This window comes from Streptosporangium sp. NPDC049078 (genome assembly GCF_040648855.1).
Classification (GTDB): Bacteria; Actinomycetota; Actinomycetes; order Streptosporangiales; family Streptosporangiaceae; genus Streptosporangium.
Genome location: NZ_JBEZEL010000003.1, coordinates 190,262 through 210,481 on the forward strand (window position 1 = coordinate 190,262; position 20,220 = coordinate 210,481).

Here is a 20,220-nt window from a genome sequence, read left to right on the forward strand (position 1 = left end):
GCCGCCCGGCTCCCCACAACCGGGCGGCCGTTTCCCGTCGCGGACCCGTCGCCTTCCCCGGCGCAGGCCCGGTCAGGCGCCGCGGCGGGCGGCCACCTTCCTGATGAGAGGCGTGAACAACGCCAGAAGCGAGATGACCAGCAGCGTCGCCGCGATCGGGCTCCTGACCAGGACCGTCACATCACCCGCGCCGATCGCGAGGGCCCGGCGGAGCTGGATCTCGGCCATCGGGCCCAGGATCAGGCCGATCACCGCCGGGGCCACCGGCAGGCCGAAGCGGCGCATCGCGAAACCGAGCATGCCCAGGACGTAGAGGATGACCAGCTCCACCCAGGAGGAGTTCAGCGCGTAGACGCCGAGCGCCGCGAACAGCACGATCCCCGAGTAGAGGTAGGGCCGGGGGATCTGCAGCACCCGTGCCCAGATCGGGGCGAGCGGCAGATTGAGCACCAGCAGCATGGTGTTGCCCACGAACAGTGAGGCGATCATGCCCCAGACCAGCGCAGGGTTGTGGTCGAACAGCTGCGGGCCCGGCTGCAGCCCGTACTGCTGGAAGGCCGCGAGCAGGATCGCGGCCGTCGCCGAGGTGGGCAGGCCCAGCGTGAGCAGCGGGACGAGCGTGCCCGCCGCCGAGGCGTTGTTCGCGGCCTCGGGACCGGCGACCCCCTCGATCGCTCCCTTGCCGTACTCCTCGCGGGCGACCCCGCGCGCCAGCCGCTTCTCCACCGAGTACGACAGGAACGTGGGGATCTCCGCGCCGCCGCCGGGCAGCGCGCCGAACGGGAAGCCGAGCGCGGTGCCGCGCAGCCACGGCCGCCAGGAACGCGACCAGTCTGAGCGGCCGAGGAACGCCCGGCCGACCGGGATCACCTCCGGCCGGTCGTGCCGCAGCCGCGAGGCGACGTAGAGCACCTCGCCCATGGCGAAGAGCCCGACCGCGACGATCACCACGTCGATGCCGTCGAGCAGCTGGGGGACGCCCAGGGTGAGCCTGGCCTGCCCGGTCTGCTGGTCGATGCCGATGAGCCCGACGACCAGGCCGAGGCCGAGCGAGGCGAGCCCCCGTACGACGGAGCGGGACAGCACCGACGACACCGCGGTGAAGGCGAGGACGGCGAGCGCGAAGTAGTCCTCGGGGCCGAAGGAGATCGCGAAGTCCACCACCAGGGGCGCCGCGACGACCAGCAGCGTGGTGGCGATGGTGCCCGCGACGAACGACCCGATCGCGGCCGTCGCCAGCGCCTGGGACGCCCGGCCGCGTTTGGCCATCTTGTTGCCCTCAAGGGCGGTGATCATCGAGGAGCTCTCGCCGGGCGTGTTGAGCAGGATCGAGGTGGTCGACCCGCCGTACATGCCGCCGTAGTAGATCCCGGCGAACATGATGAACGCGCTCTCCGGAGGGACGGTGAACGTGATCGGCAGCAGCAGTGCCACGGTCATGGCGGGGCCGATGCCGGGCAGCACGCCCACCAGCGTGCCCAGCGTGACGCCCACCAGCGCGTAGAGCAGGTTCACCGGGGTGAGCGCGGTCACGAAGCCGTCCAGCAACAGCCGCAGGGAGTCCACTCAGATCACCCCGGACAGCAGCCCGGCCGGCAGCGTCACGCTGAGGCCCTTGACGAACAGCAGGTAGGTGAGGAAGGACACCAGGATCGCGACGACCCCCGCGCGCAGCCGCCGGGTCGCCCCGAGGGTCACGGACAGGCCGAAGAAGAGCAGCGCCCCCGCGATGATCCAGCCGAGCAGGTCGAGCAGCCCGGTGAAGGCCAGGAAGATCACGCTGACCAGCGCGACCGTACGCCAGTCCGCCCGCGCGGCCGAGTCTGCGTCCTCGGCGTCCTCGGGGTCGCCGTGACCTCCCCTGAGCACGTCGATCACGTAGAACAGCCCGATCAGCAGCATCGCCCCCCCGACGAGGGCGGGGAAGAACCGGGGGCCGAGACCGAGGACGGAGCCCGCGGCGGTGACGTCGGCGGTACCGACGATCACGAACGCCCCCAGCGCGAGGACCAGCACCGCCAGCCCCAGCTCGGGCCGCCGCCACGACCACCCGGCCGCGGTCGCCGCCCCGCCTCCCGAAGGCGAGCCGGAGTCCAGGGCGGGATCGGGGCCGGAACCCGAGCCGGAGTCCAGGGCGGGATCGGCGCCGCCGTCGCCCACGCGGGTGACGGCGGCCGGTTCGGGTCCGGTGCCGGCCGTACCGGCACCGGTCGCGCCGGTGCCGGTACGGTCGGACGGGTCTTCCACGGGAGGCATCAGGAGACGAGGCCCATCTCCGCGATGATGCCCTTGACCTTGGTCTGCTCGGCCGCGAGGAAGTCGGCGAACGGCTGACCGGTCTGGAAGACGTCGGCCCACCCGTTCTTGAGCACCGCCTCCTTCCACGCGGAGGACTCGTGCATCTTGGTGACCAGGTCGGTGAGGCTCTTCTTCGCCTCGTCGTCCAGCCCGCCGGGCGCGACGAAGCCCCGCCAGTTGGCCAGCTCCACGTCCAGCCCCCCCTCCTTGAGAGTGGGCGCGTCGACGTTGCCGAGCCGCGCCGGAGAGCTGACGCCGAGAGCGCGCAGCCTGCCGGACTTCACGTGCTCGGCGAACTCGCCGATGCCGGAGATCCCCATCGCGACCTTCTCGCCGAGCAGCGCGTTGAGCGCCTCGCCGCCGCCGGAGTGGGCGATGTAGTTGACCTGCCTGGGGTCGATGCCCGCGGCCTTGGCCATCAGGCCCGCCACGATGTGGTCGGTGCCCCCGGCGGAGCCGCCCGCGACGGCGATCTTCGTCGGGTCCGCCTTCCACGCCGTCACCAGCTCGCCGAGCGTCTTGTACGGCGACCCCGCGGGGACCACGACGATCTCGTACTCCTCGGTGAGCTTCGCGATCGGCGTGGTGTCGGCGAGGGTGACCTTCGACTTGTTCTGCTCGATCGCGCCGACCATGACCAGGCCCATGGTCATCAGCAGGTCACCGTTGCCCTTCTCGCCCGCGAGCTGGGCCAGGCCGATGGTGCCGCCCGCGCCGGGCACGTTGTAGACCTCGATCTTGCGCGACGGCTCGGCGGTCTTGAGCGCCTCGCCGGCGACGCGGGAGGTCTGGTCCCAGCCGCCTCCGGGTGAGGCCGGAGCCATGATTCTCAGCGCGCTCGTTCCCGAGCCACCATCGGAACCGCAGGCGGTGAGGGCGGCGAGGGACAGCACCGCGAGGGCGGCCAGTCTCCGAAGTCGCATGGTCAGCTCCAAACAAACGTCAATAAAGCGTGGTGAGGATGCTGACCTCAGGAGAGCAGCCTGTCGATGCTTTGCGTGGTTGCCGTCGTATCGGTCGTATTGGTCACACGTCCTCGACCGCGCCGTTATCTCGGACTGCTTTCATCGAGGTCTCCGACCAGGAGTCAACTCGTGCGACGCTTACTCGACGCCTCGCTCGGCACCCAGCTCTTCGTGCTGCAGACCGTCATCGTGTTCCTCGCGGTCGCCGGCACGGCGGGTGTCTGGATGGAGCACACCCGCGCCCTGCTGGACCGGCAGTACCGGCAGCGCGCCCTGGCGATCGCCGAGTCGGTGGCGGGGCTTCCCCAGGTGCGCGAGGCGTTCGCCCTGCCCAGGCCCGAGCTGAGCCTGCAGCCGATCGCGCTCGGGGTGCAGGCGGCGACCGGAGCCGACTACGTGGTGATCGCGAACCGCGACCAGATCCGCTACGCCCACCCCAACCCGAGCCTGATCGGCAAGAGGCTGTCCACCGACGGCTCGGAGATCCTCACGAACGGGCGGCGCTGGACCGGCGTCCAGACGGGCACCCTCGGCCGCTCGGTACGCGGCAAGGCCCCGATCTTCGACTCCTCGGGGCGGGTCATCGGCCTGGCCTCGGTCGGGATCCTGGAGGAGCGTCTCGCCGACCAGCTCGGCGAGGCGCTCCCGCCGCTGCTGTGGACGGTCCTCGCCGTCCTCGTCGCCGGGTCGGCCGCCGCCGCGCTGATCGTCCGGCGGGTACGCCGCCAGACGTTCGGCCTGGAACCGGGAGAGATCGCGGCCCTGCTCGAACAGCGCGAGGGCGTGTTGCACGGCGTCAAGGAGGGGGTGCTCGCCCTCGACCTCCAGGGAAGGGTCACGCTCGTCAACGACGCGGCGCGCGAACTGCTCGGACTCTCCCGGCACGACGTCGGCCGGAGCCTGCGGGAGATGCCCCTGTCCGACCGGATGCGGGACGTGCTCGACGGGGTGGACCCCGGCGACGACAGGGTGGTGCTCCACCGGGACCGGGTGCTGGTGCTCAACCGGACCCCGGTGGCGGTACGGGAACTGCAGAGCGGCTGGGTGGTCACCCTGCGGGACCGTACCGAACTGGTGCGCCTGACCCGCGAGCTCGACCGGGCCAGCACCACGACCGGCGCGCTGCGCGCGCAGGCCCACGAGTTCGCCAACCGGATGCACACCGTGGTCGGCCTGCTGGAACTCGGCGAGTACGAGACGGCCGTCAGCTACATCACCCAGACCACCGAGGCCTACAGCAGGCACGCCTCCGGCATCAGGGAGAAGGTCGCCGACCCGACGCTGGCCGCCCTGCTGCTGGCCAAGTCGGCCGAGGCGGCCGAGCGGGGCGCCACCCTGGTGCTGTCCGACGACTCCCGGGTGGAGGAGGGCATGCTCGGCGACCCGCACGACGCGGTCCTGGTCGTCGGCAACCTGGTCGCCAACGCCCTCGACGCGCTGCAGGAGACCGGCGGAACGGTGGAGGTCTCGGTCCGCACCGAGGCGGACGGGCTGCGCGTCCGGGTCGGCGACTCCGGTCCCGGGATCACCCCCGGCCTGGTCCACGAGGTGTTCAGGGAGGGCTTCACCACGAAGGCGGCCCACGCGGGACCGCGCGGCCTGGGCCTCGCCCTCACCCGCCAGACGTGCGCACGCCGGGGCGGCTGGGTGCGGGTGCACAACGCGGGCGGCGCCGTCTTCACCGCGCTCCTTCCCACCGGGGAGCCCGCACCGCCCGCCGCGGAAGGAGCCCTCGGTGGGTGGGTCGATCGAGCGCGGCCGGCGCCCGCCCCGCCTCTCGCGGAAGGAGCGGGGGAATCCGCCTCCACGGAACGGAAGGTGCCGAGTTGACCGGGGACACGCACATGGGCGACATCCGCGTCCTGGTCGTGGACGACGACTTCATGGTGGCGAGGATCCACGGCGGCTACGTCACCAGGACGCCGGGCTTCACGGTCGCCGGTGTCGTCCACACCGGGGGCGCCGCGATCGCCTCGGCCGCGGCGCGCAGGCCCGACCTGGTGCTGCTCGACATCTACCTGCCGGACATGTCGGGACTCGACGTCCTGAGGAAGCTCAGGGGGGCCGCGCAACCGGTGGACATCCTGGTGATCACCGCCGCGCGCGACGTCACCACGGTCCGGGCGGCGATGCGCGGCGGCGCGGTCAACTACCTGATCAAGCCCTTCACCGCCCGCGCCCTGACCGAGCGTCTCGAACAGTACGCCGAGATCCGCAGACGGCTCGCCACCCTCGGGGACGAGGCCCGTCAGGACGAGGTCGACAGGCTCTTCGGCGCGGTCAGGGGGGTTCCGCCGCCGCTGCCCAAAGGGCTGTCGGGCACCACGTGCTCCCTCGTCGCCGAAGCGCTCAGGGAGAGCGGCGGCGACCTGTCGGCGACCGAGACGGCGACGGTGACCGGCCTGTCCAGGGTGAGCGCCCGCCGGTATCTGGAACACCTGTGCGCGGTGGGCCAGGCGGAGCTCCGCCCGAAGTACGGCACGGCGGGAAGACCCGAGCATCGCTACCGATGGACAGGATGATCTCGTGCACAAAGGTCGCGGACTCCGCCCCTCGGGTGGGGAGGAACGGCCCGATCAAACAGGAAACCCCCGGGGCGACCCTGAAAATCCCCTCTCCGTCGGGGACGGGTGAGGAGGTCAATTGTTACTTCATTCCGGGCGGAGGCTGACCAATGTGGTTTAAGGTTGCCGGAGGTGGAAGCTGCGAAGCAGGAGGATGCGGAGGCCGTGCGGAACGCCGGAGCGTCTGTGGACCCACCGACGGACCCCTTTGAGGCAATGCCCCTTCCTTCACGTCCCGTGCCACCGGGCGCCCGCGACCCGCGACGGGCTCCCGGCACTCAGGCCGCCCAGCCCCAGGGGGGTTCGCGCCTTCCCCCCGGTGTCTCGCCCGACATCTTCGGCCCCACCGGCCACGGAGGATCCCCGGGTGCCGGAAGGCCCGGCCCCGGTGGTCAGTCCGCACCGTCCCGCGGGACGACGCTTCCCCCCGCGGCCCAGCCCCCGCAGCCCTGGCAGATGGCCACGCCGGAACGCCCCTTCCGGCGCGACGAGCCGACGCTCGTCCCCGGTGGCGACGGCGGGTTCCCGCAACCGGACGGGCTCCGCTACGAGGAGCCGCCTCCGCGTCGCCGCGGGGCCCGCAGACTCTTCCTGATCGTTTTCGCCGTACTCTTCGTCGTCGCGCTCGCCTACGCGGTGCCCGCCTTCATCATGTCCGGAAAGATGCTGCCGGGCACCACCGTGCGGGGCATCGACATCGGCGGCCTGACCGCGACCGAGGCGGCCGACAAGCTCAGGGACCGTCTGTCGGGCAAGGCCGGCGAGAAGATGACCCTGCTGGCGGCGGGCAAGCGTTACGACTTCGACCCCGCGAAGTCGGGCCTGGAGTTCGACGTGGTCGCCACCATCGCCCAGGCGCCCAGCGGCTTTCCCAGCCCCGCCGAGGTATGGCGGGCCTTCACCGGCACCACCGACCTGGAGCCCAAGGTCTCCTCCGACCTTGAGAAGATGAGAGCCGCGGTCGCCGGCCTGGCCAAGAAGGTCGACCTCAAGGTCCGTGAGGGCTCGGTCACGTTCGAAGGCGTCAAGCCCGTCGTCGTCACGCCCCGCGACGGCCGGGAGCTGGAGCGGGAGGCCGCGGTCGCCGCGATCACGAAGGCCTTCCTCGGCCCGGAGAAGGAGATCCGCCTCCCGGTCTCGGTGATCAAGCCGATGGCCGGGGCGGAGACGGTCAAGCAGGCCGCGGCCAGTGCGCGGAAGGCACTGTCGGGGCCGGTCACGCTGACCTTCGCCGGCAAGCAGACCCAGCTGCCGGTGGAGACCCTCGCCGCCCACCTGTCCTTCAAACCGGACAGCTCCGGCGGCATGAGCCCGAAGTTCGACGCCAAGAACGCCGTGGCCTCCGTGGAGGGGGACCTGATCGACTCGGCCCTCGCCCCCCGCGACCCCACGTTCCAGATCGTCGGGGGAAAGCCGAAGCTGGTGCCCGGACGCAAGGGCAAGGGCATCGACGACGAGCGGCTCGCCACCGACGTGGCGGACATGGTCGCCCGTGACGGCGACCGGACGATCCCGGTCCTCCTCGCCACCGTCAAGCCGAGGATGTCCGACGCCGACGCGCGCAAGCTCGGCATCAAGGAGCGGATCAGCCAGTTCACCACCCCCTACACCTGCTGCCCGCCGCGGGTCACCAACATCAGGACGATCGCCAAGCTCCTGGACGGTCACCTGGTGAAGCCGGGTGAGACCTTCTCGCTCAACGGCGTCGTCGGCCAGCGCGACACGGCACGCGGCTTCGTCCCCGCCCCCATGATCCAGGGCGGCAGGCTGGTCGACTCGGTCGGCGGCGGCATCTCCCAGTTCGTCACCACCATGTACAACGCGGTGTTCTTCGGCGGCCTCGAGGACGTCCAGCACATGGCGCACGAGTTCTACATCTCCCGCTACCCGGCCGGACGCGAGTCCACGGTCTCCTGGCCCGAGCCCGACTTCCGCTGGAAGAACGACTCGCCGTACGGGGTGCTGGTGAAGACCTCCTACAACGACAGCGGGGTCACCGTCGCCTTCTGGAGCACCAAGCGTTACGAGATCGAGTCGATCTCCTCGGAGAGATACAACGTCACCCCGTTCAAGAGCGAGACCGACAGCGGCCCCACCTGCATCCCGATGGTCGGCCAGAACGGGTTCACGATCGATGTCTGGCGCGTCTTCAAGCAGGACGGCAAGGAGATCAAGCGCGTCAAGAAGACCACGGTCTACCGCCCCGAACTCGACCTGAAGTGCGTGTCCGAATAATCACGGTGCCGGCGCGTCCCGCACGGCCGGACGGTGCGGTCGTGAGGGGCGGCGCCACCGGCCGTACGGCTGGATAATGCGCACATGAAGATCTGGGTACCTTCCAAAGCCATCGCCGATGTCCTGTGTGATCTCCCGGAAGTGGAGTGCGTCGTCTACGACGGCACGGAGCCGGTGCCCGAGGGCGTGGAGGAGGCCGAGGTCTGGATCCCGCCGCTCACGCCGTTGGCGGATCTTCCCGGTCTGCTCGCCCGCATGACCGGCCTGCGGCTGCTGCAGACCGTCACCGCGGGTGTCGACGCCTACCGGCCGCACGTGCGGGAGGGGGTGACGCTGTGCAACGCCAGGGGGGTGCACGACGCGGGCACCGCCGAGTGGGCGGTGGGAGCCATGATCTCCGTGCTGCGGGAGTTTCCCGGATTCGTCCACGCGCAGCGCGAGGGCGAGTGGACCTACCACCACACCGGGGTGCTGGCCGACTCCACGGTCCTGATCGTCGGCTACGGCTCGATCGGTGAGGCGCTGGAGCGGCGGCTCGACGGCTTCGAGGTCGACGTCGTCCGGGTGGCCAGGACCGCCAGGGCCGGTGTGCACGGCCTGGACGAGCTGCCGGGGCTGCTGCCGGAGGCGGAAGTGGTGGTGCTGCTCGTACCCTCGACGCCCGAGACCACCGGCATGGTGGACGCCGGGTTCCTGGCCGCGATGAGGGACGGCGCCCTCCTGGTGAACGCGGCCAGGGGCACGGTGGTCGACACGGACGCGCTCGTCGCCGAGCTGCGGGCGGGCCGGATCCTCGCCGCGCTGGACGTCACCGACCCCGAGCCGCTGCCGGAGGGCCACCCGCTGTGGACGGCGCCGGGGGTTCTCATCACCCCGCACGTCGCGGGCAGCAACCCGGCGTCCGTACGACGCACGCTGAAGCTTCTGCGCTCCCAGCTGCTGCGTTATCTGGCGGGGGAGCCGCTGAAGAATGTGATCACGGGTTCGTACTGACGGGCGGGGGAATCCGGGCCGTGTGCCCGCGGCGCACGCCGAAGCCCCTCCGCCGTCGCCTCGCGAGGGAGCCGCTCAAAGATGTGATCACGGGTTCGTACTGACCGGCAAAGGAATCCGGGCCGTGGCTGCCCCGTGACCTGCGGTGCGTACCGTCGGTAAAAGCGATCACCGTTGCTCGCGTGGTTATCAGATCGGTGACGACTACGGCGTTGTCACCACCCGCGCGGGCCGGACGGCACACACTGGCCCTGTGCCGGTACGAGCGCCGAGGACGAAGGACGACGCGCTCGCACCGGCAGCGCGGGCGCAGCGAGCAAGGGAAGCTGCGAAAGCGAAAAACACCAAACGACATTGATGGGCAGACGACATTGATCCGCTGGCGTGACCCCCGGGTACCGCTGACCGCCGCCGCCGCGGGCGTGGTGGGGCTCGTTGCCGCGCTCGTCAGCGGCGCTCCGGCCGTGGTCGTCGAGGCGGTGGCGGGCGTCGTCACCGCCGCGGCGGCCGCGGGCTCGCTGTTCGCCGCCGCCTCCAAAATCACCGACCGGCGCAGGGCGCTGGCCTGGCGCTGGCTGGCCGGAGGATCGCTCACCTGGCTGGCCGGGGTGGGGGTACGGCCGATCGCGGAAGGCACACCCTTCGTGGTGACCTTCGCCGACCTGGTGCTCCTGGCCGGTACGGCGATGCTCGCGGTCGGCACCGCGCTGTCGGCGGCCAGACCCGCGCGGGGACACGCCCTGCTGCGTGACCTCGCCGACTCCTACGTGTGCGCCGCGGCCATCATGGTGATCGTCTGGGTGTCGCTGGTGGGTCCGCTGTACGGCACCGGCGGTGACGCTGGCGACGCCGCGGTCACCTTCGCCTCGCCGCTGTTCTGCCTGATCCTCGCCAGCGTCGTGGGCCCGGCCGTGGTGCCGATCCGGCGCTCGGCCTGGCCGGTCGGGCTCGCCGCGCTCGCCGTGCTCGCCGCGATCGCGACCTCCGAGACGGTCACCGCGGTGGCCCGGGTGAACGGCGACACGCCGTCCCTGACCTGGGTGTGGCTCGCCCCCGCCGCGTTCCTGGTGCTCGCCGCGGTCCCGTGGAGCGGGCCCGCGACGCGGTCTGTCGCGCCCAGGGACGACGAGCCGTTCGTCAGGGAGAGCACGTCCTCGCTGATCGCGGCGGTGCCGCTGTTCCTCGTGGGGGCGGCCACCGTCGTCGTGCTCCTGCGCGTGATCAGCGGCGGGGTGCAGGGCCCCCCGGCGGTCCTCGCCTCGGTGTGCGCGTCGATCGTCGCCGTCCTGGTGGTGCGCCTGTTCGTGATGCTGATGGAGACCGGGCGGATGCGGAGCCTGCTGCATCTCGGCGAGCGGCAGCTGCGGGACCTCGCGGAGAGCGCGGGGGACGTGGTCATGCTGTGCGGTTACGACGGCGTGGTGCAGGAGGTCGGCGAGGGCGTCGAGATCACGTACGGCTACCGTCCCGACGACCTGGTCGGCCGGAAGATCTTCGACTACATCCACCCCGAGGACGTGCCGGGGATCCAGGCGGCGCTGAGCGCGATGAGCCTGGAGGAGGAGGCCGAGGAGGGGCCGGGCGCCTGCATGGTCGCCTGCCGGGTCCGGGCCTCCGACGGGACGTGGCGGCCCGCCGAGTCGGTGGCGACCCGGCACGTGCGCGGCGACGACCTGCTCCTCGTCACCACCCGCGACATCAGCGACCAGGAGGCCCTGCGCAGCCAGGTCGCCCACCTCACCTTCCACGACGGCATCACCGGCCTGCCCAACCGGGCCTACTTCGAGGAGCGCACCCGGGAGGTGCTGGCCCGTCCCGGCGCGAGCAACGTCGCCGTGGTCTTCCTGGACCTGGACGGCTTCACCGCGGTGAACGACTCGGTCGGCCACGCCAGCGGCGACTACCTGCTCGGCCAGGCGGCCCGCAGGCTCCGCGCCGCCGTACGGGCCGACGACACCCTGGCGCGCTGGGGGGGCGACGAGTTCGCGGTGCTGCTCGAGGCGTCGGTCGACGCCCAGACGGCGGTCGACCTGGCCGAGTTGCTGGTCCGTACGGTCTCGTCCGAGCCGTTCCGGGTCGCCGACCGCGACGTCGCGCTCACCGCGAGCGTCGGGGTGGCCTTCTCCACCGCGGACGTCTCCTCCGCCGACCTGATCCGCAACGCCGACGTGGCGATGGCGAGGGCGAAGGAGCTGGGCGGGCGCAGGGTCGAGGTGTTCGCCGCGCACATGCACGCCGACGTGGTACGACGCCTGGAGCTCGCCGCCGACCTGCAGCGGGCGCTGCTGGAGAACCAGTTCGCGATCGAGTACCAGCCGGTGGTCGATCTGGCCACCTCGCGCGTCACCGCCGTCGAGGCGCTGGTGCGCTGGTGCCGGGGCGGCGAGTTCGTCCCGCCCGAGCAGTTCCTCGGCCCGGCGGAGGACACCGGCCTGATCGTGCCGCTGAGCGAGTGGATCCTGCGCGAGTCCTGCAGGGAGGTGGCCGCCTGGCGTGCCTCCTCCTGGGAGATCGGGCTCTCGCTGAACCTCTCGGCCCGGCAGATCATGGCGCCGCGCTTCGTGGAGACCGTCGAGGCGGTCCTGGCCGAGAGCGAGCTGCCGCCCAGCGCGCTCACCCTGGAGGTCATCGAGGAGATGCTGGTCGAGGACGCGGAGGAGACCATCACCCGGCTCTCCGAGCTGCGTGCCCTCGGCGTCCGGCTCGCCATCGACGACTTCGGCACCGGATACGCCTCGCTGGCGTTCCTGCGGCAGCTCCCGGTCGACATGATCAAGATCGACCCGTCCTTCGTGTCCGGGCTCGGCCGTGACGAGACGCTCACCCTGCTCACCCGCACGATCGTGCGGCTGGGGCACGACCTGGGGCTGATCGTGGTCGCCGAGGGCATCGAGCGGCCCGAGCAGCTGGAGTTGCTGCGCGAGATGGGCTGCACCCGCGGCCAGGGGTTCCTGGTGGCGCGCCCGATGGCCGCACGCGGCGTCGACTCGCTGATCCGCACCAGCCTCTCCAGGCTCGGGTCTCCCGCGTGACCTCGCATCTCGGACTCTGAGATATGTGTCCCATGAATTTGACGCGGGGGTACTCCGTCGGCCATGGTGGAGCCATGCAGCTTCACCGTGGGATTCTCGTAGTACTTCGCCGGCGCGCGGGCCGATAGCGAATCACTACGACCTGCGCGCCGCCCCAGCTCCGCCGACCAGGCGGGATGGGGCATTTTTTATGCCATTAAGCATGTTCAGCCACAAGGAACGAGCCGATGACCGAACAGATGACAGGAGCCCAGGCCCTCGTGAGGGCGCTGGAGCTCGTCGGGGTCGACACCGTGTTCGGGATCCCGGGCGGCGCGATTCTCCCCGCCTACGATCCTCTCTACGACTCGACCAAGGTCAGGCACGTGCTCGTACGGCACGAGCAGGGTGCGGGGCATGCGGCTCAGGGCTACGCGCAGGCCACCGGCAAGGTCGGGGTGTGCATGGCCACGAGCGGCCCCGGCGCCACCAACCTGGTCACCCCGATCGCCGACGCCTACATGGACTCGGTCCCGATGGTCGCGATCACCGGTCAGGTGGCCAGCGCCGCCATCGGCACCGACGCCTTCCAGGAAGCCGACATCTCCGGCATCACCATGCCGATCACGAAGCACAACTTCCTGGTCATCGACCCGAACGAGATCCCCAGGACGATCGTGGAGGCCTTCCACATCGCCTCGACGGGGCGTCCCGGGCCGGTGCTGGTCGACATCGCCAAGGACACGCTCCAGGCGAAGATGACCTTCGAGTGGCCGGTCGCGATGCAGCTGCCCGGTTACCGTCCGGTGACCCGGCCGCACTCCAAGCAGATCCGCGAGGCGGCGAAGCTGATCGCCGAGGCGAGGCGGCCCGTCCTCTACGTGGGCGGCGGCGTGCACCGGGCCGGGGCGTCGGGGGAGTTGCTGGAGTTCGCCGAGCTGACCGGCATCCCGGTGGTCACCACCCTGATGGCGCGGGGCACCTTCCCCGACAGCCACCCGCAGCACATGGGCATGCCCGGCATGCACGGCTCGGTCTCGGCGGTCGGCGCGCTGCAGAGGTCCGACCTGATCATCGGGCTCGGTGTCCGCTTCGACGACCGGGTCACCGGCCAGCTGTCCAGCTTCGCGCCGCACGCGAAGGTCGTCCACGCCGACATCGACCCGGCGGAGATCTCCAAGAACCGGCACGCGGACGTCCCGATCGTGGGCGACTGCAAGGAGGTCATCTCCGACCTGATCGCCGCGGTGCGCGGTGAGGGGCGCAAGGGCGACTACGCCGACTGGTGGACGGCGCTCAACGCCTACAAGGCGACCTATCCGCTGGGCTACACCGAGTTCGAGGACGGCTCCCTCGCGCCGCAGTACGTCATGGAGCGGCTGGGCGCGCTCGTCGGCCCGGACGCGATCTACACCGCCGGTGTCGGACAGCACCAGATGTGGGCCGCGCAGTTCATCGGCTACGAGAACCCCGGAACGTTCATCAACTCCGGCGGCGCGGGCACGATGGGCTTCGCCGTCCCGGCGGCGATGGGGGCCAAGATGGGCCGCCCCGACACCACGGTGTGGGCGATCGACGGCGACGGCTGCTTCCAGATGACCAACCAGGAGCTCGCCACCTGCACGATCGAGGGTGTGCCGATCAAGGTCGCGATCATCAACAACGGTAACCTTGGCATGGTCAGGCAGTGGCAGACGCTGTTCTACAACCAGCGTTACTCCAACACCGACCTGCAGACGGTCCGCCGCATCCCCGACTTCGTCAAGCTCGCCGAGGCCTACGGCTGCGTGGGACTGCGCTGCGAACGCCCCGAGGACGTGGACGCGACGATCAAGAAGGCCATGGAGATCAACGACGTGCCGGTGGTCGTCGACTTCGTGGTGCACCAGGACGCCATGGTGTGGCCGATGGTCGCGGCAGGGACCAGCAACGATGACATCAAGTTCGCGCGCGACATGGCGCCGGTCTGGGACAGCGAGGACTAGGCATGAGCAGGCACACGCTCTCCGTGCTGGTGGAGAACAAGCCCGGCGTGCTCGCGCGCGTCGCGGCGCTGTTCAGCCGCAGGGGGTTCAACATCGACTCGCTCGCGGTCGGTCCGACCGAGCACGCGGACATCTCCAGGATGACCATCGTGGTCAACGTCGCCGACCTGCCGCTGGAACAGGTCACCAAGCAGCTCAACAAGCTCGTCAACGTGCTGAAGATCGTGGAGCTCGACCCGGCGCAGTCGGTGCAGCGCGAGCTCACGCTGATCAAGGTGCGGGCCGACGCCGACAACAGGTCCAGCGTGCTGGAGCTGGTCAACCTGTTCCGGGCGCGCTGTGTCGACGTTTCCTCGGACGCGGTGACCATCGAGGTCACCGGCACTCCGGACAAGCTGCAGGCCTTCATCAAGGTGCTGGAGCCGTTCGGCATCAAGGAGCTCGTCCAGTCGGGCATGGTGGCCATCGGCCGCGGTGCCCGTTCCATCACCGACCGTTCTCTCCGGGCCCTGGACCGGACCGCGTAACGCGCACGAGAAACCCGAAAGGTTAAGCAAGTGACTGAGATCTTCTACGACGACCAGGCCGACCTGTCGATCATCCAGGGCCGGCACGTCGCCGTTCTGGGATACGGCAGCCAGGGCCACGCCCACGCGCTCTCGCTGCGCGACTCCGGCGTGGACGTGCGGGTCGGCCTGCCCGAGGGCTCCAAGAGCAGGGAGAAGGCGGAGGCCGACGGCCTGCGCGTGCTCACTCCCTCGGAGGCCGTCGAAGAGGCCGACCTGACCATGATCCTCGCGCCGGACCACATCCAGCGCCACCTGTACGCCGACCACGTGGCCCCGAACCTCGTCGAGGGCGACGCGCTCTTCTTCGGGCACGGCCTCAACATCCGCTACGGCCTCATCGAGGCGCCCGAGGGCGTGGACGTGGCCATGGTCGCTCCCAAGGGCCCCGGCCACCTGGTACGCCGCCAGTACACGGCGGGCCGCGGCGTGCCGTGTCTCGTCGCGGTCGAGAAGGACGCGAGCGGCAACGCCCTGGACCTCGCCCTGTCGTACGCCAAGGGCATCGGCGGCACCCGCGCCGGCGCGCTGAAGACGACCTTCAAGGAGGAGACCGAGACCGACCTGTTCGGTGAGCAGGCCGTGCTGTGCGGCGGCGTCTCCGAGCTGATCAAGGTCGGTTTCGAGACCCTGATCGAGGCGGGCTACCAGCCCGAGGTCGCCTACTTCGAGTGCCTGCACGAGATGAAGCTGATCGTCGACCTGATGTACGAGGGCGGCATCCACAAGATGTACTGGTCGGTCTCCGACACCGCCGAGTACGGCGGCTACTCCCGCGGCCCGCGCATCGTGACGCAGGAGACGAAGAAGGAGATGCAGCGCATCCTCGCCGAGATCCAGTCCGGCGAGTTCACCAAGGAGCTGGTGGACGAGTTCGACGGCGGCCAGAAGAAGTTCACCGCCTACCGCGACGAGCTGGCCGAGCACCCGATCGAGAAGACCGGCGCCAAGCTCCGCCCGATGATGAGCTGGCTCAAGTAGAGGTTCGGATGACGGCGTTCATGTGACGGCGCTCACGTGAACGCCGAGCCGAAAGCAGCGGCCCGTGCCCCTGGTGACGAGTTCTCGTCACCAGGGGCACGGGCCGTTTCACACCGGGTGCCTCGCGGTCCGGTTGTGCCTGATTCCTAGTGCTTGGCGAAGTTCTGGGTCCAGTAGATGCCCCGGGAGCTGTTCGCCACGCCCACGCCGAGGTGGGTGTAGGCGCAGTTCATGATGTTGGCCCGGTGCCCGGAGCTGTTCATCCAGGCGGTGACCACGTCGGCCGGGGTGCGCTGGCCCATCGCGATGTTCTCGGCCCAGGCGCGCATCGGGCTGAACCCGCTCGCCCTGATCCGGGCGGTCATGTCACGGCCGTCCTGCGAGGTGTGGCTGAAGTAGTTCTTGGCCGCCATGTCGTCCGAGTGGCCCTGCGCGGCCGAACGCAGCTGCGGGTCGGAGATGAGCGGGCCACAGCCGCCCTTCTGCCGCTCGACGTTGGTAAGGCGCACCACTTCCTCGGACAGGGAGGATCCCGGTGCGGAGCTGGGAGTGGAGCTGGGGGTGGGGGTGGGCTTGGTGGGGGTGGCGCTGGCCGACGGGGTCGGGGTCGGCCTGGGGGTGGTGGTAGTGGTCGGCGCGGGGGTGGGGGCCGGGGTGTCGGTGGGGGAGCAGCCGAGCCTGACGGGCTTGGAGCGGCCGCTGTTTCCCCGGTAGTCGGTGACGACGGCGTAGTAGACGCCGGGAGCGCAGCGCAGTCTCACCGTCACCCGTCCGTTGGTGCCCTTCCGGGACGCGCTCTTCACGATCGGGTCGGCCCCGGGAACGGCGCGCTTGACGCGGATGCGGACCAGGGCGGTGTCGTCGCAGCCGAGCCGCGCGGCGGAGGCCTGGATCCGTCCCGCCGCGGTGACGTACGGCTTGGCGGCGTACACGCGGCACTCGGCCTGCGGAGCGGACGCGGCGTGAGCCGTGGCGATCGGCGTGCTGATGGCCGCCAGACTCCCGAGGCAGAGCAGTGCCGCCCCTAGCGGTCTGCGCATGTCGGTTCCTCCGGTTGGTTAGACGCTGGATGGCCCCCGCATTCTGTCGGTGACAGATCCGTCTTGTCAGCAAATTCCGGACATTTACTGTGAGTCCCAGGTAAACCAGAGTGATCGCATAGGCGTCTGGGGCCGGTGGTGCTCCGGTCGGCGTCAGGGACGCCCGAGAGATGAAATTTCCCTCTATGGGCCACCTGAGCTGGATATATGCCGCATGAAGGGAGGCGGTCCCGCGGGGGCGCCCGGGCCGGACGGCGGCTCCGTCGCCGGGCTCTCCCGGCCCGACAGGAGCCGAAATATTCTCATCTTCCGGCGATCACGAGGTTCCGGGGCCTACCGGACGCACACTCGCTGCGATTGAATGTGGCATGGTCTCCCCGGCGCCCTCACCGGCCGTCGTCACCGTGTCGCGCGGCGTGCGCGTCGGCTACGGTGTCGGCTCGATCTGCACCGCGACCTTCTCCACGGTCCCCGGATTGCTGCTGCTGTTCTACATGACGAACGTGCTCGCGGTTCCCGCGTGGATCGCCGGCATCGTGGTCTTCCTGCCCAAGCTCTGGGACATGTTCATCAACCCCTGGGTGGGCCAGCGCTCCGACCGGACGGTCTCCCGCTTCGGCGCCCGCCGTCCCTGGCTGCTCCTGGGCGCGGTCACCCTGCCGGTGACGTTCGCCCTCACCTTCGCGGGCCCCCCGCTCACCGGCCTGCCCGCCGCCCTGTACGTCGCCTTCTTCTACTTCCTCACCGCGACGGCCTACGCCTTCTACGAGGTCCCCTACAAGGCGATGCCCGCGGAGATGACCGACGACTACCACGAGCGTTCCTCGCTGCTGCAGTGGAAGATGGTCTTCGTCGGCCTGGGGATCCTGCTCTCCGGGGCGGTCGCGCCGGTGATCGCGGGCACCGAGGCATCCGGCTACCGGACCATGGGGCTGGTCATCGGTGCCGTGCTGCTGCTGTCGATGCTCGGCTCCTTCTTCGGCACGGCCCGCGCCCCGATGGTCGCGCGGGCCGAGACGGAGCCGTCGATCGCCGCCCAGTTCGCCGCCGCCCGCTCGAACACGACGTTCATGGTGCTGCTCGGCCTGAGCTGCGCCCAGATGTTCGCCGCCGGAGCCATGCTCGCCGGAGCGCCGTACTTCGCCACCTACACGCTGGGCGACCCGGCGGCGACCACCACGCTCTTCCTGTGCCTCGTCGGTCCGTTGCTGATCACCATGCCGCTCTGGGTCCGGCTGTCCAAGCGTTACGACAAGCGCGGCGCGATGCTCCTGGCGTCGGCGCTGTTCATGGTGGGCGCCGTCGGGATGGCCTTCGCCGGCCCGCTCGGCTGGGCGTACGCGCACGCGTGCGTGTTCCTCGTCGGCGTCGGCTACGCCGGGTTGCAGCTGCTGCAGTTCTCGATGCTCTCCGACGTGATCGTCCACGACGCCCTGGTCACCGGCAAGCGCAGGGCCGGGGTGTTCACCGGGCTCTGGACGGCCGCCGAGACCGTGGTCTTCGCGTTCGGCGCGCTCGTGCTCGGCTGGCTGCTGGGCGCGACCGGATTCGTCGAGTCCGACCCCTCCACACCGGTCGCCCAGCCCGAGTCGGCGACCACGGCGGCACTGTACGGCTCGACGCTGCTGCCCGCGATCCTGATGGGGCTCAGCATCCTGCTGACCATGCGCTACACCCTGACGGCGGCGAAGATCAAGGAGGCCCAGGAAGCCGGAGCGGCCGGGGTTCAGGAGGGCTGAGAGGACTCCCCAGCCAAAGCCCAGCCAAAGCCCGCCCGGAGCCCGCGCACGGATCCCGTCGGAGGCACGGGCCCGGGGACGCGGTGCGAGGCTCGGAACGGCCCGGACGCGGGCCTGAGACAGATCAATCTCGGGTCGGCCGCGACACGTCCGGTCAGAGCACCTGAGGAGTGATCATCAGGAAGCCGCAGTCGCCGAAGGAGACGACGTCGCCCGGCCGGACCTTGGCCGGGCCGACCAGGCGCCAGTCGTTCAGGCGGGTGCCGTTCAGTGAGCCGAGGTCGACGAGGACCCAGCCCTCCTCGTCGCGGCGGAGCTCGGCGTGCACCCGGGAGACGGTCAGGTCGGCGAGGACCAGATCGCAGGACGACCCCCGGCCCACCACGTAGCGGGTCCTGCCGTCGCCGGGCAGCGCGAGCCGGGGCAGCCGCGGGCGCCGCCAGGCCGACTCCACCCGCTTGGTGAAGTCGGAGGCCGAGGCGACGGCCTCGGTGACCATCCGGCGAAACCGGCCGCGTTGCGGCAGATCGGCGACCAGATTGTCGAGCTCGCCCTGATTGCGTGCGCGCAGAGCCATGTCGACGCGGCCGAGGAAGGTGTCGTGCGACAGATGCCCCTCGACGGCACGGTCGCGCAGCTCGTTGATCGCGCGATCACGGTCCCCGTCGGAGGCACGGGCCGGGGGATGCGTCGAGCTCATCCTCCGAGTATCGGCCCCGAGGGCGGAGCCTGTCCAGAATATGCAGATCTCTTGCGGCCACGCCTACCACGTATACGAGCCGATATCCCTGGGACGAGGTCTCCGGCACTGGTCCCCGGGGAGACAGAGTGAGGGCAGGATCGGCCCTCTGCCGACACCCGGGCGCGGGAAGGCAAGGGGCGGCAGGATCGAGCTCCCGCCAACCGGTGGCGGGATGCTCGGGCGCGGGAGACGGGGCCGGACGGGATCATCGCGCGCCCGGCCGGATGGTTCCTCAGTCGGTGACGTCGGCGCAGACCACGTGGGCGCCCAGCTCGACCATCCGCTGCTCGCTGCGCGCGTCGGCGACCCTCGCCATCAGGATCGGCGCCTCGCTCGCGGCGAGCTGTGGCAACCTGGCGCGCACCCCGCGATGGATGTCCCTGACCACGTCCTCGGCCGCCGACATGTGGACCTTCACGTGCAGCATGATCCCCGGGGCGCCCGAGGAGGTACTGGCCTCGGAGATCCACACGTGGTGGACGAGCGGGTAGTCGACGAGCAGGTGTGAGATCGCGGCACGCAGCGCGGGCAGGATCGGGTGGTCGCACCGGCGGTATCCCGGGTCCACCATCTGCATCGGGCCCGACAGGTGCGGGCGGGGCGCCGGGATCCACGGCTGGGAGGGCGCTGCCGGCACCGGCGTTCTCTGCGGGCGCGCGGGCGCGGGACGCGAGACCGTGGCCATCGCCCCGGTCGCGTACGCCGTCGGCGCCGCGCTCGACAGCGCGGGCGTGGGGCCGCTGCGCGTCGAGAGCAGGTAGCGCTGGAGGTCCTCGATCGGCACGGCCGCGGCCGCCGGACCCGCCGCGTCGATCACGATCTCCCGCACGCCGGTGACGCGCTGGATGTCGAGGATGGTGTCGGCGTCGCACGCCGACAGCGAGTGGCTGCCGCGGTGCCGCGCGTAGGTGTCCGCCGAGGTGTATCCGAGCAGGACACGATCACCGGCCTGGGTCGTGCCGAGCACGACGGAGCGGTCGGGTCGCACGGCAACCAGGAGTCCCCATTCGGCCAGCGCCGCGAGCAGCCGGTGCGGGTCGCCGTGCTGCGCGAGTACGTTGCCGAGAGCGGGGTTCCCGATGCTCATATGAGGAACGATAG

Annotated in this window: 14 protein-coding genes and 1 pseudogene; 9 read left to right on the plus strand and 6 right to left on the minus strand. The window is 70.6% G+C overall.

All coding sequences use genetic code 11. The annotated features are described in order from the left end of the window. Positions 1–72: 72 nt before the first annotated feature. The 3 genes from AB0B90_RS05895 to AB0B90_RS05905 are packed head-to-tail and all read right to left on the minus strand — an operon-like array spanning position 73 to position 3,221. Positions 73–1,566 carry a tripartite tricarboxylate transporter permease gene (locus AB0B90_RS05895; protein WP_362921036.1) on the minus strand — a complete coding sequence of 498 codons (1,494 nt, stop codon included), beginning with the start codon at positions 1,564–1,566 and terminating at the stop codon, positions 73–75. Then, entirely contained in the window at positions 1,567–2,256 is a 690-nt protein-coding gene (locus AB0B90_RS05900; protein ID WP_362921038.1) for a tripartite tricarboxylate transporter TctB family protein, read from the minus strand. Further along, a complete protein-coding gene (locus tag AB0B90_RS05905) occupies positions 2,256–3,221 on the minus strand; it encodes a tripartite tricarboxylate transporter substrate binding protein (protein WP_350947618.1) in 966 nt (321 codons plus the stop codon). Before AB0B90_RS05905 ends, AB0B90_RS05900 begins: the two co-directional genes overlap by 1 nt. Before the next feature lie 171 nt (positions 3,222–3,392). On the opposite strand from AB0B90_RS05905, the gene AB0B90_RS05910 reads away from it, so the two are divergent. From AB0B90_RS05910 to ilvC, 8 genes and pseudogenes are all read left to right on the plus strand, one after another. Beyond that, the gene (locus AB0B90_RS05910; protein WP_362921041.1) at positions 3,393–5,093 is read left to right on the plus strand and encodes a sensor histidine kinase; all 1,701 of its coding nucleotides are present in this window, start codon (positions 3,393–3,395) and stop codon (positions 5,091–5,093) included. Between the two features lie 14 nt (positions 5,094–5,107). Further along, entirely contained in the window at positions 5,108–5,785 is a 678-nt protein-coding gene (locus AB0B90_RS05915) for a response regulator (RefSeq protein ID WP_350947648.1), read from the plus strand. 498 nt (positions 5,786–6,283) lie between these two features. Beyond that, positions 6,284–8,062: a VanW family protein gene (locus tag AB0B90_RS05920; RefSeq protein WP_362921043.1), complete on the plus strand. Its 1,779-nt coding sequence runs from the start codon at positions 6,284–6,286 to the stop codon at positions 8,060–8,062. 84 nt (positions 8,063–8,146) lie between these two features. Then, positions 8,147–9,055: a 2-hydroxyacid dehydrogenase gene (locus AB0B90_RS05925; RefSeq protein WP_362921045.1), complete on the plus strand. Its 909-nt coding sequence runs from the start codon at positions 8,147–8,149 to the stop codon at positions 9,053–9,055. 371 nt (positions 9,056–9,426) lie between these two features. Further along, the gene (locus tag AB0B90_RS05930) at positions 9,427–12,087 is read left to right on the plus strand and encodes a bifunctional diguanylate cyclase/phosphodiesterase (RefSeq protein WP_350947622.1); all 2,661 of its coding nucleotides are present in this window, start codon (positions 9,427–9,429) and stop codon (positions 12,085–12,087) included. Positions 12,088–12,311: 224 nt separating this feature from the next. After that, positions 12,312–14,051: pseudogene (locus AB0B90_RS05935) on the plus strand (acetolactate synthase large subunit); the annotation flags it as partial. 2 nt (positions 14,052–14,053) lie between these two features. Continuing rightward, on the plus strand, positions 14,054–14,578 hold the full coding sequence (gene ilvN, locus AB0B90_RS05940) for an acetolactate synthase small subunit (protein WP_350947623.1): 525 nt from the start codon (positions 14,054–14,056) through the stop codon (positions 14,576–14,578). 39 nt (positions 14,579–14,617) lie between these two features. Continuing rightward, a complete protein-coding gene (gene ilvC / locus AB0B90_RS05945) occupies positions 14,618–15,598 on the plus strand; it encodes a ketol-acid reductoisomerase (RefSeq protein WP_350947649.1) in 981 nt (326 codons plus the stop codon). 146 nt (positions 15,599–15,744) lie between these two features. Here the strand turns inward: ilvC and AB0B90_RS05950 are convergent, their stop codons facing one another. After that, the gene (locus AB0B90_RS05950; RefSeq protein WP_362921047.1) at positions 15,745–16,638 is read right to left on the minus strand and encodes a CAP domain-containing protein; all 894 of its coding nucleotides are present in this window, start codon (positions 16,636–16,638) and stop codon (positions 15,745–15,747) included. Between the two features lie 368 nt (positions 16,639–17,006). Here AB0B90_RS05950 and AB0B90_RS05955 point away from each other — a divergent pair, with 368 nt between their 5' ends. Further along, the gene (locus tag AB0B90_RS05955; protein ID WP_362921049.1) at positions 17,007–18,377 is read left to right on the plus strand and encodes an MFS transporter; all 1,371 of its coding nucleotides are present in this window, start codon (positions 17,007–17,009) and stop codon (positions 18,375–18,377) included. A gap of 154 nt (positions 18,378–18,531) precedes the next feature. Here the strand turns inward: AB0B90_RS05955 and AB0B90_RS05960 are convergent, their stop codons facing one another. Together AB0B90_RS05960 and AB0B90_RS05965 are read right to left on the minus strand one after the other, a co-directional pair. Next, positions 18,532–19,077 (minus strand): DUF1707 and FHA domain-containing protein, encoded by a 546-nt coding sequence (locus AB0B90_RS05960; RefSeq protein WP_362921051.1) that lies wholly within the window; start codon positions 19,075–19,077, stop codon positions 18,532–18,534. 274 nt (positions 19,078–19,351) lie between these two features. After that, the gene (locus AB0B90_RS05965; RefSeq protein WP_350947629.1) at positions 19,352–20,206 is read right to left on the minus strand and encodes a hypothetical protein; all 855 of its coding nucleotides are present in this window, start codon (positions 20,204–20,206) and stop codon (positions 19,352–19,354) included. Positions 20,207–20,220: the final 14 nt, after the last annotated feature.

Bases quoted from the DNA above. Each gene is read 5' to 3' on its own strand.
- AB0B90_RS05925 (WP_362921045.1), top strand. From the start codon at position 8,147: ATGAAGATCTGGGTACCTTCCAAAGCCATCGCCGATGTCCTGTGTGAT.
- AB0B90_RS05955 (WP_362921049.1), top strand. From the start codon at position 17,007: ATGGTCTCCCCGGCGCCCTCACCGGCCGTCGTCACCGTGTCGCGCGGC.
- AB0B90_RS05950 (WP_362921047.1), bottom strand. From the start codon at position 16,638: ATGCGCAGACCGCTAGGGGCGGCACTGCTCTGCCTCGGGAGTCTGGCG.
- AB0B90_RS05915 (WP_350947648.1), top strand. From the start codon at position 5,108: ATGGGCGACATCCGCGTCCTGGTCGTGGACGACGACTTCATGGTGGCG.
- ilvN (WP_350947623.1), top strand. From the start codon at position 14,054: ATGAGCAGGCACACGCTCTCCGTGCTGGTGGAGAACAAGCCCGGCGTG.
- AB0B90_RS05960 (WP_362921051.1), bottom strand. From the start codon at position 19,077: ATGAGCTCGACGCATCCCCCGGCCCGTGCCTCCGACGGGGACCGTGAT.
- AB0B90_RS05900 (WP_362921038.1), bottom strand. From the start codon at position 2,256: ATGCCTCCCGTGGAAGACCCGTCCGACCGTACCGGCACCGGCGCGACC.
- AB0B90_RS05965 (WP_350947629.1), bottom strand. From the start codon at position 20,206: ATGAGCATCGGGAACCCCGCTCTCGGCAACGTACTCGCGCAGCACGGC.
- AB0B90_RS05920 (WP_362921043.1), top strand. From the start codon at position 6,284: ATGGCCACGCCGGAACGCCCCTTCCGGCGCGACGAGCCGACGCTCGTC.
- AB0B90_RS05905 (WP_350947618.1), bottom strand. From the start codon at position 3,221: ATGCGACTTCGGAGACTGGCCGCCCTCGCGGTGCTGTCCCTCGCCGCC.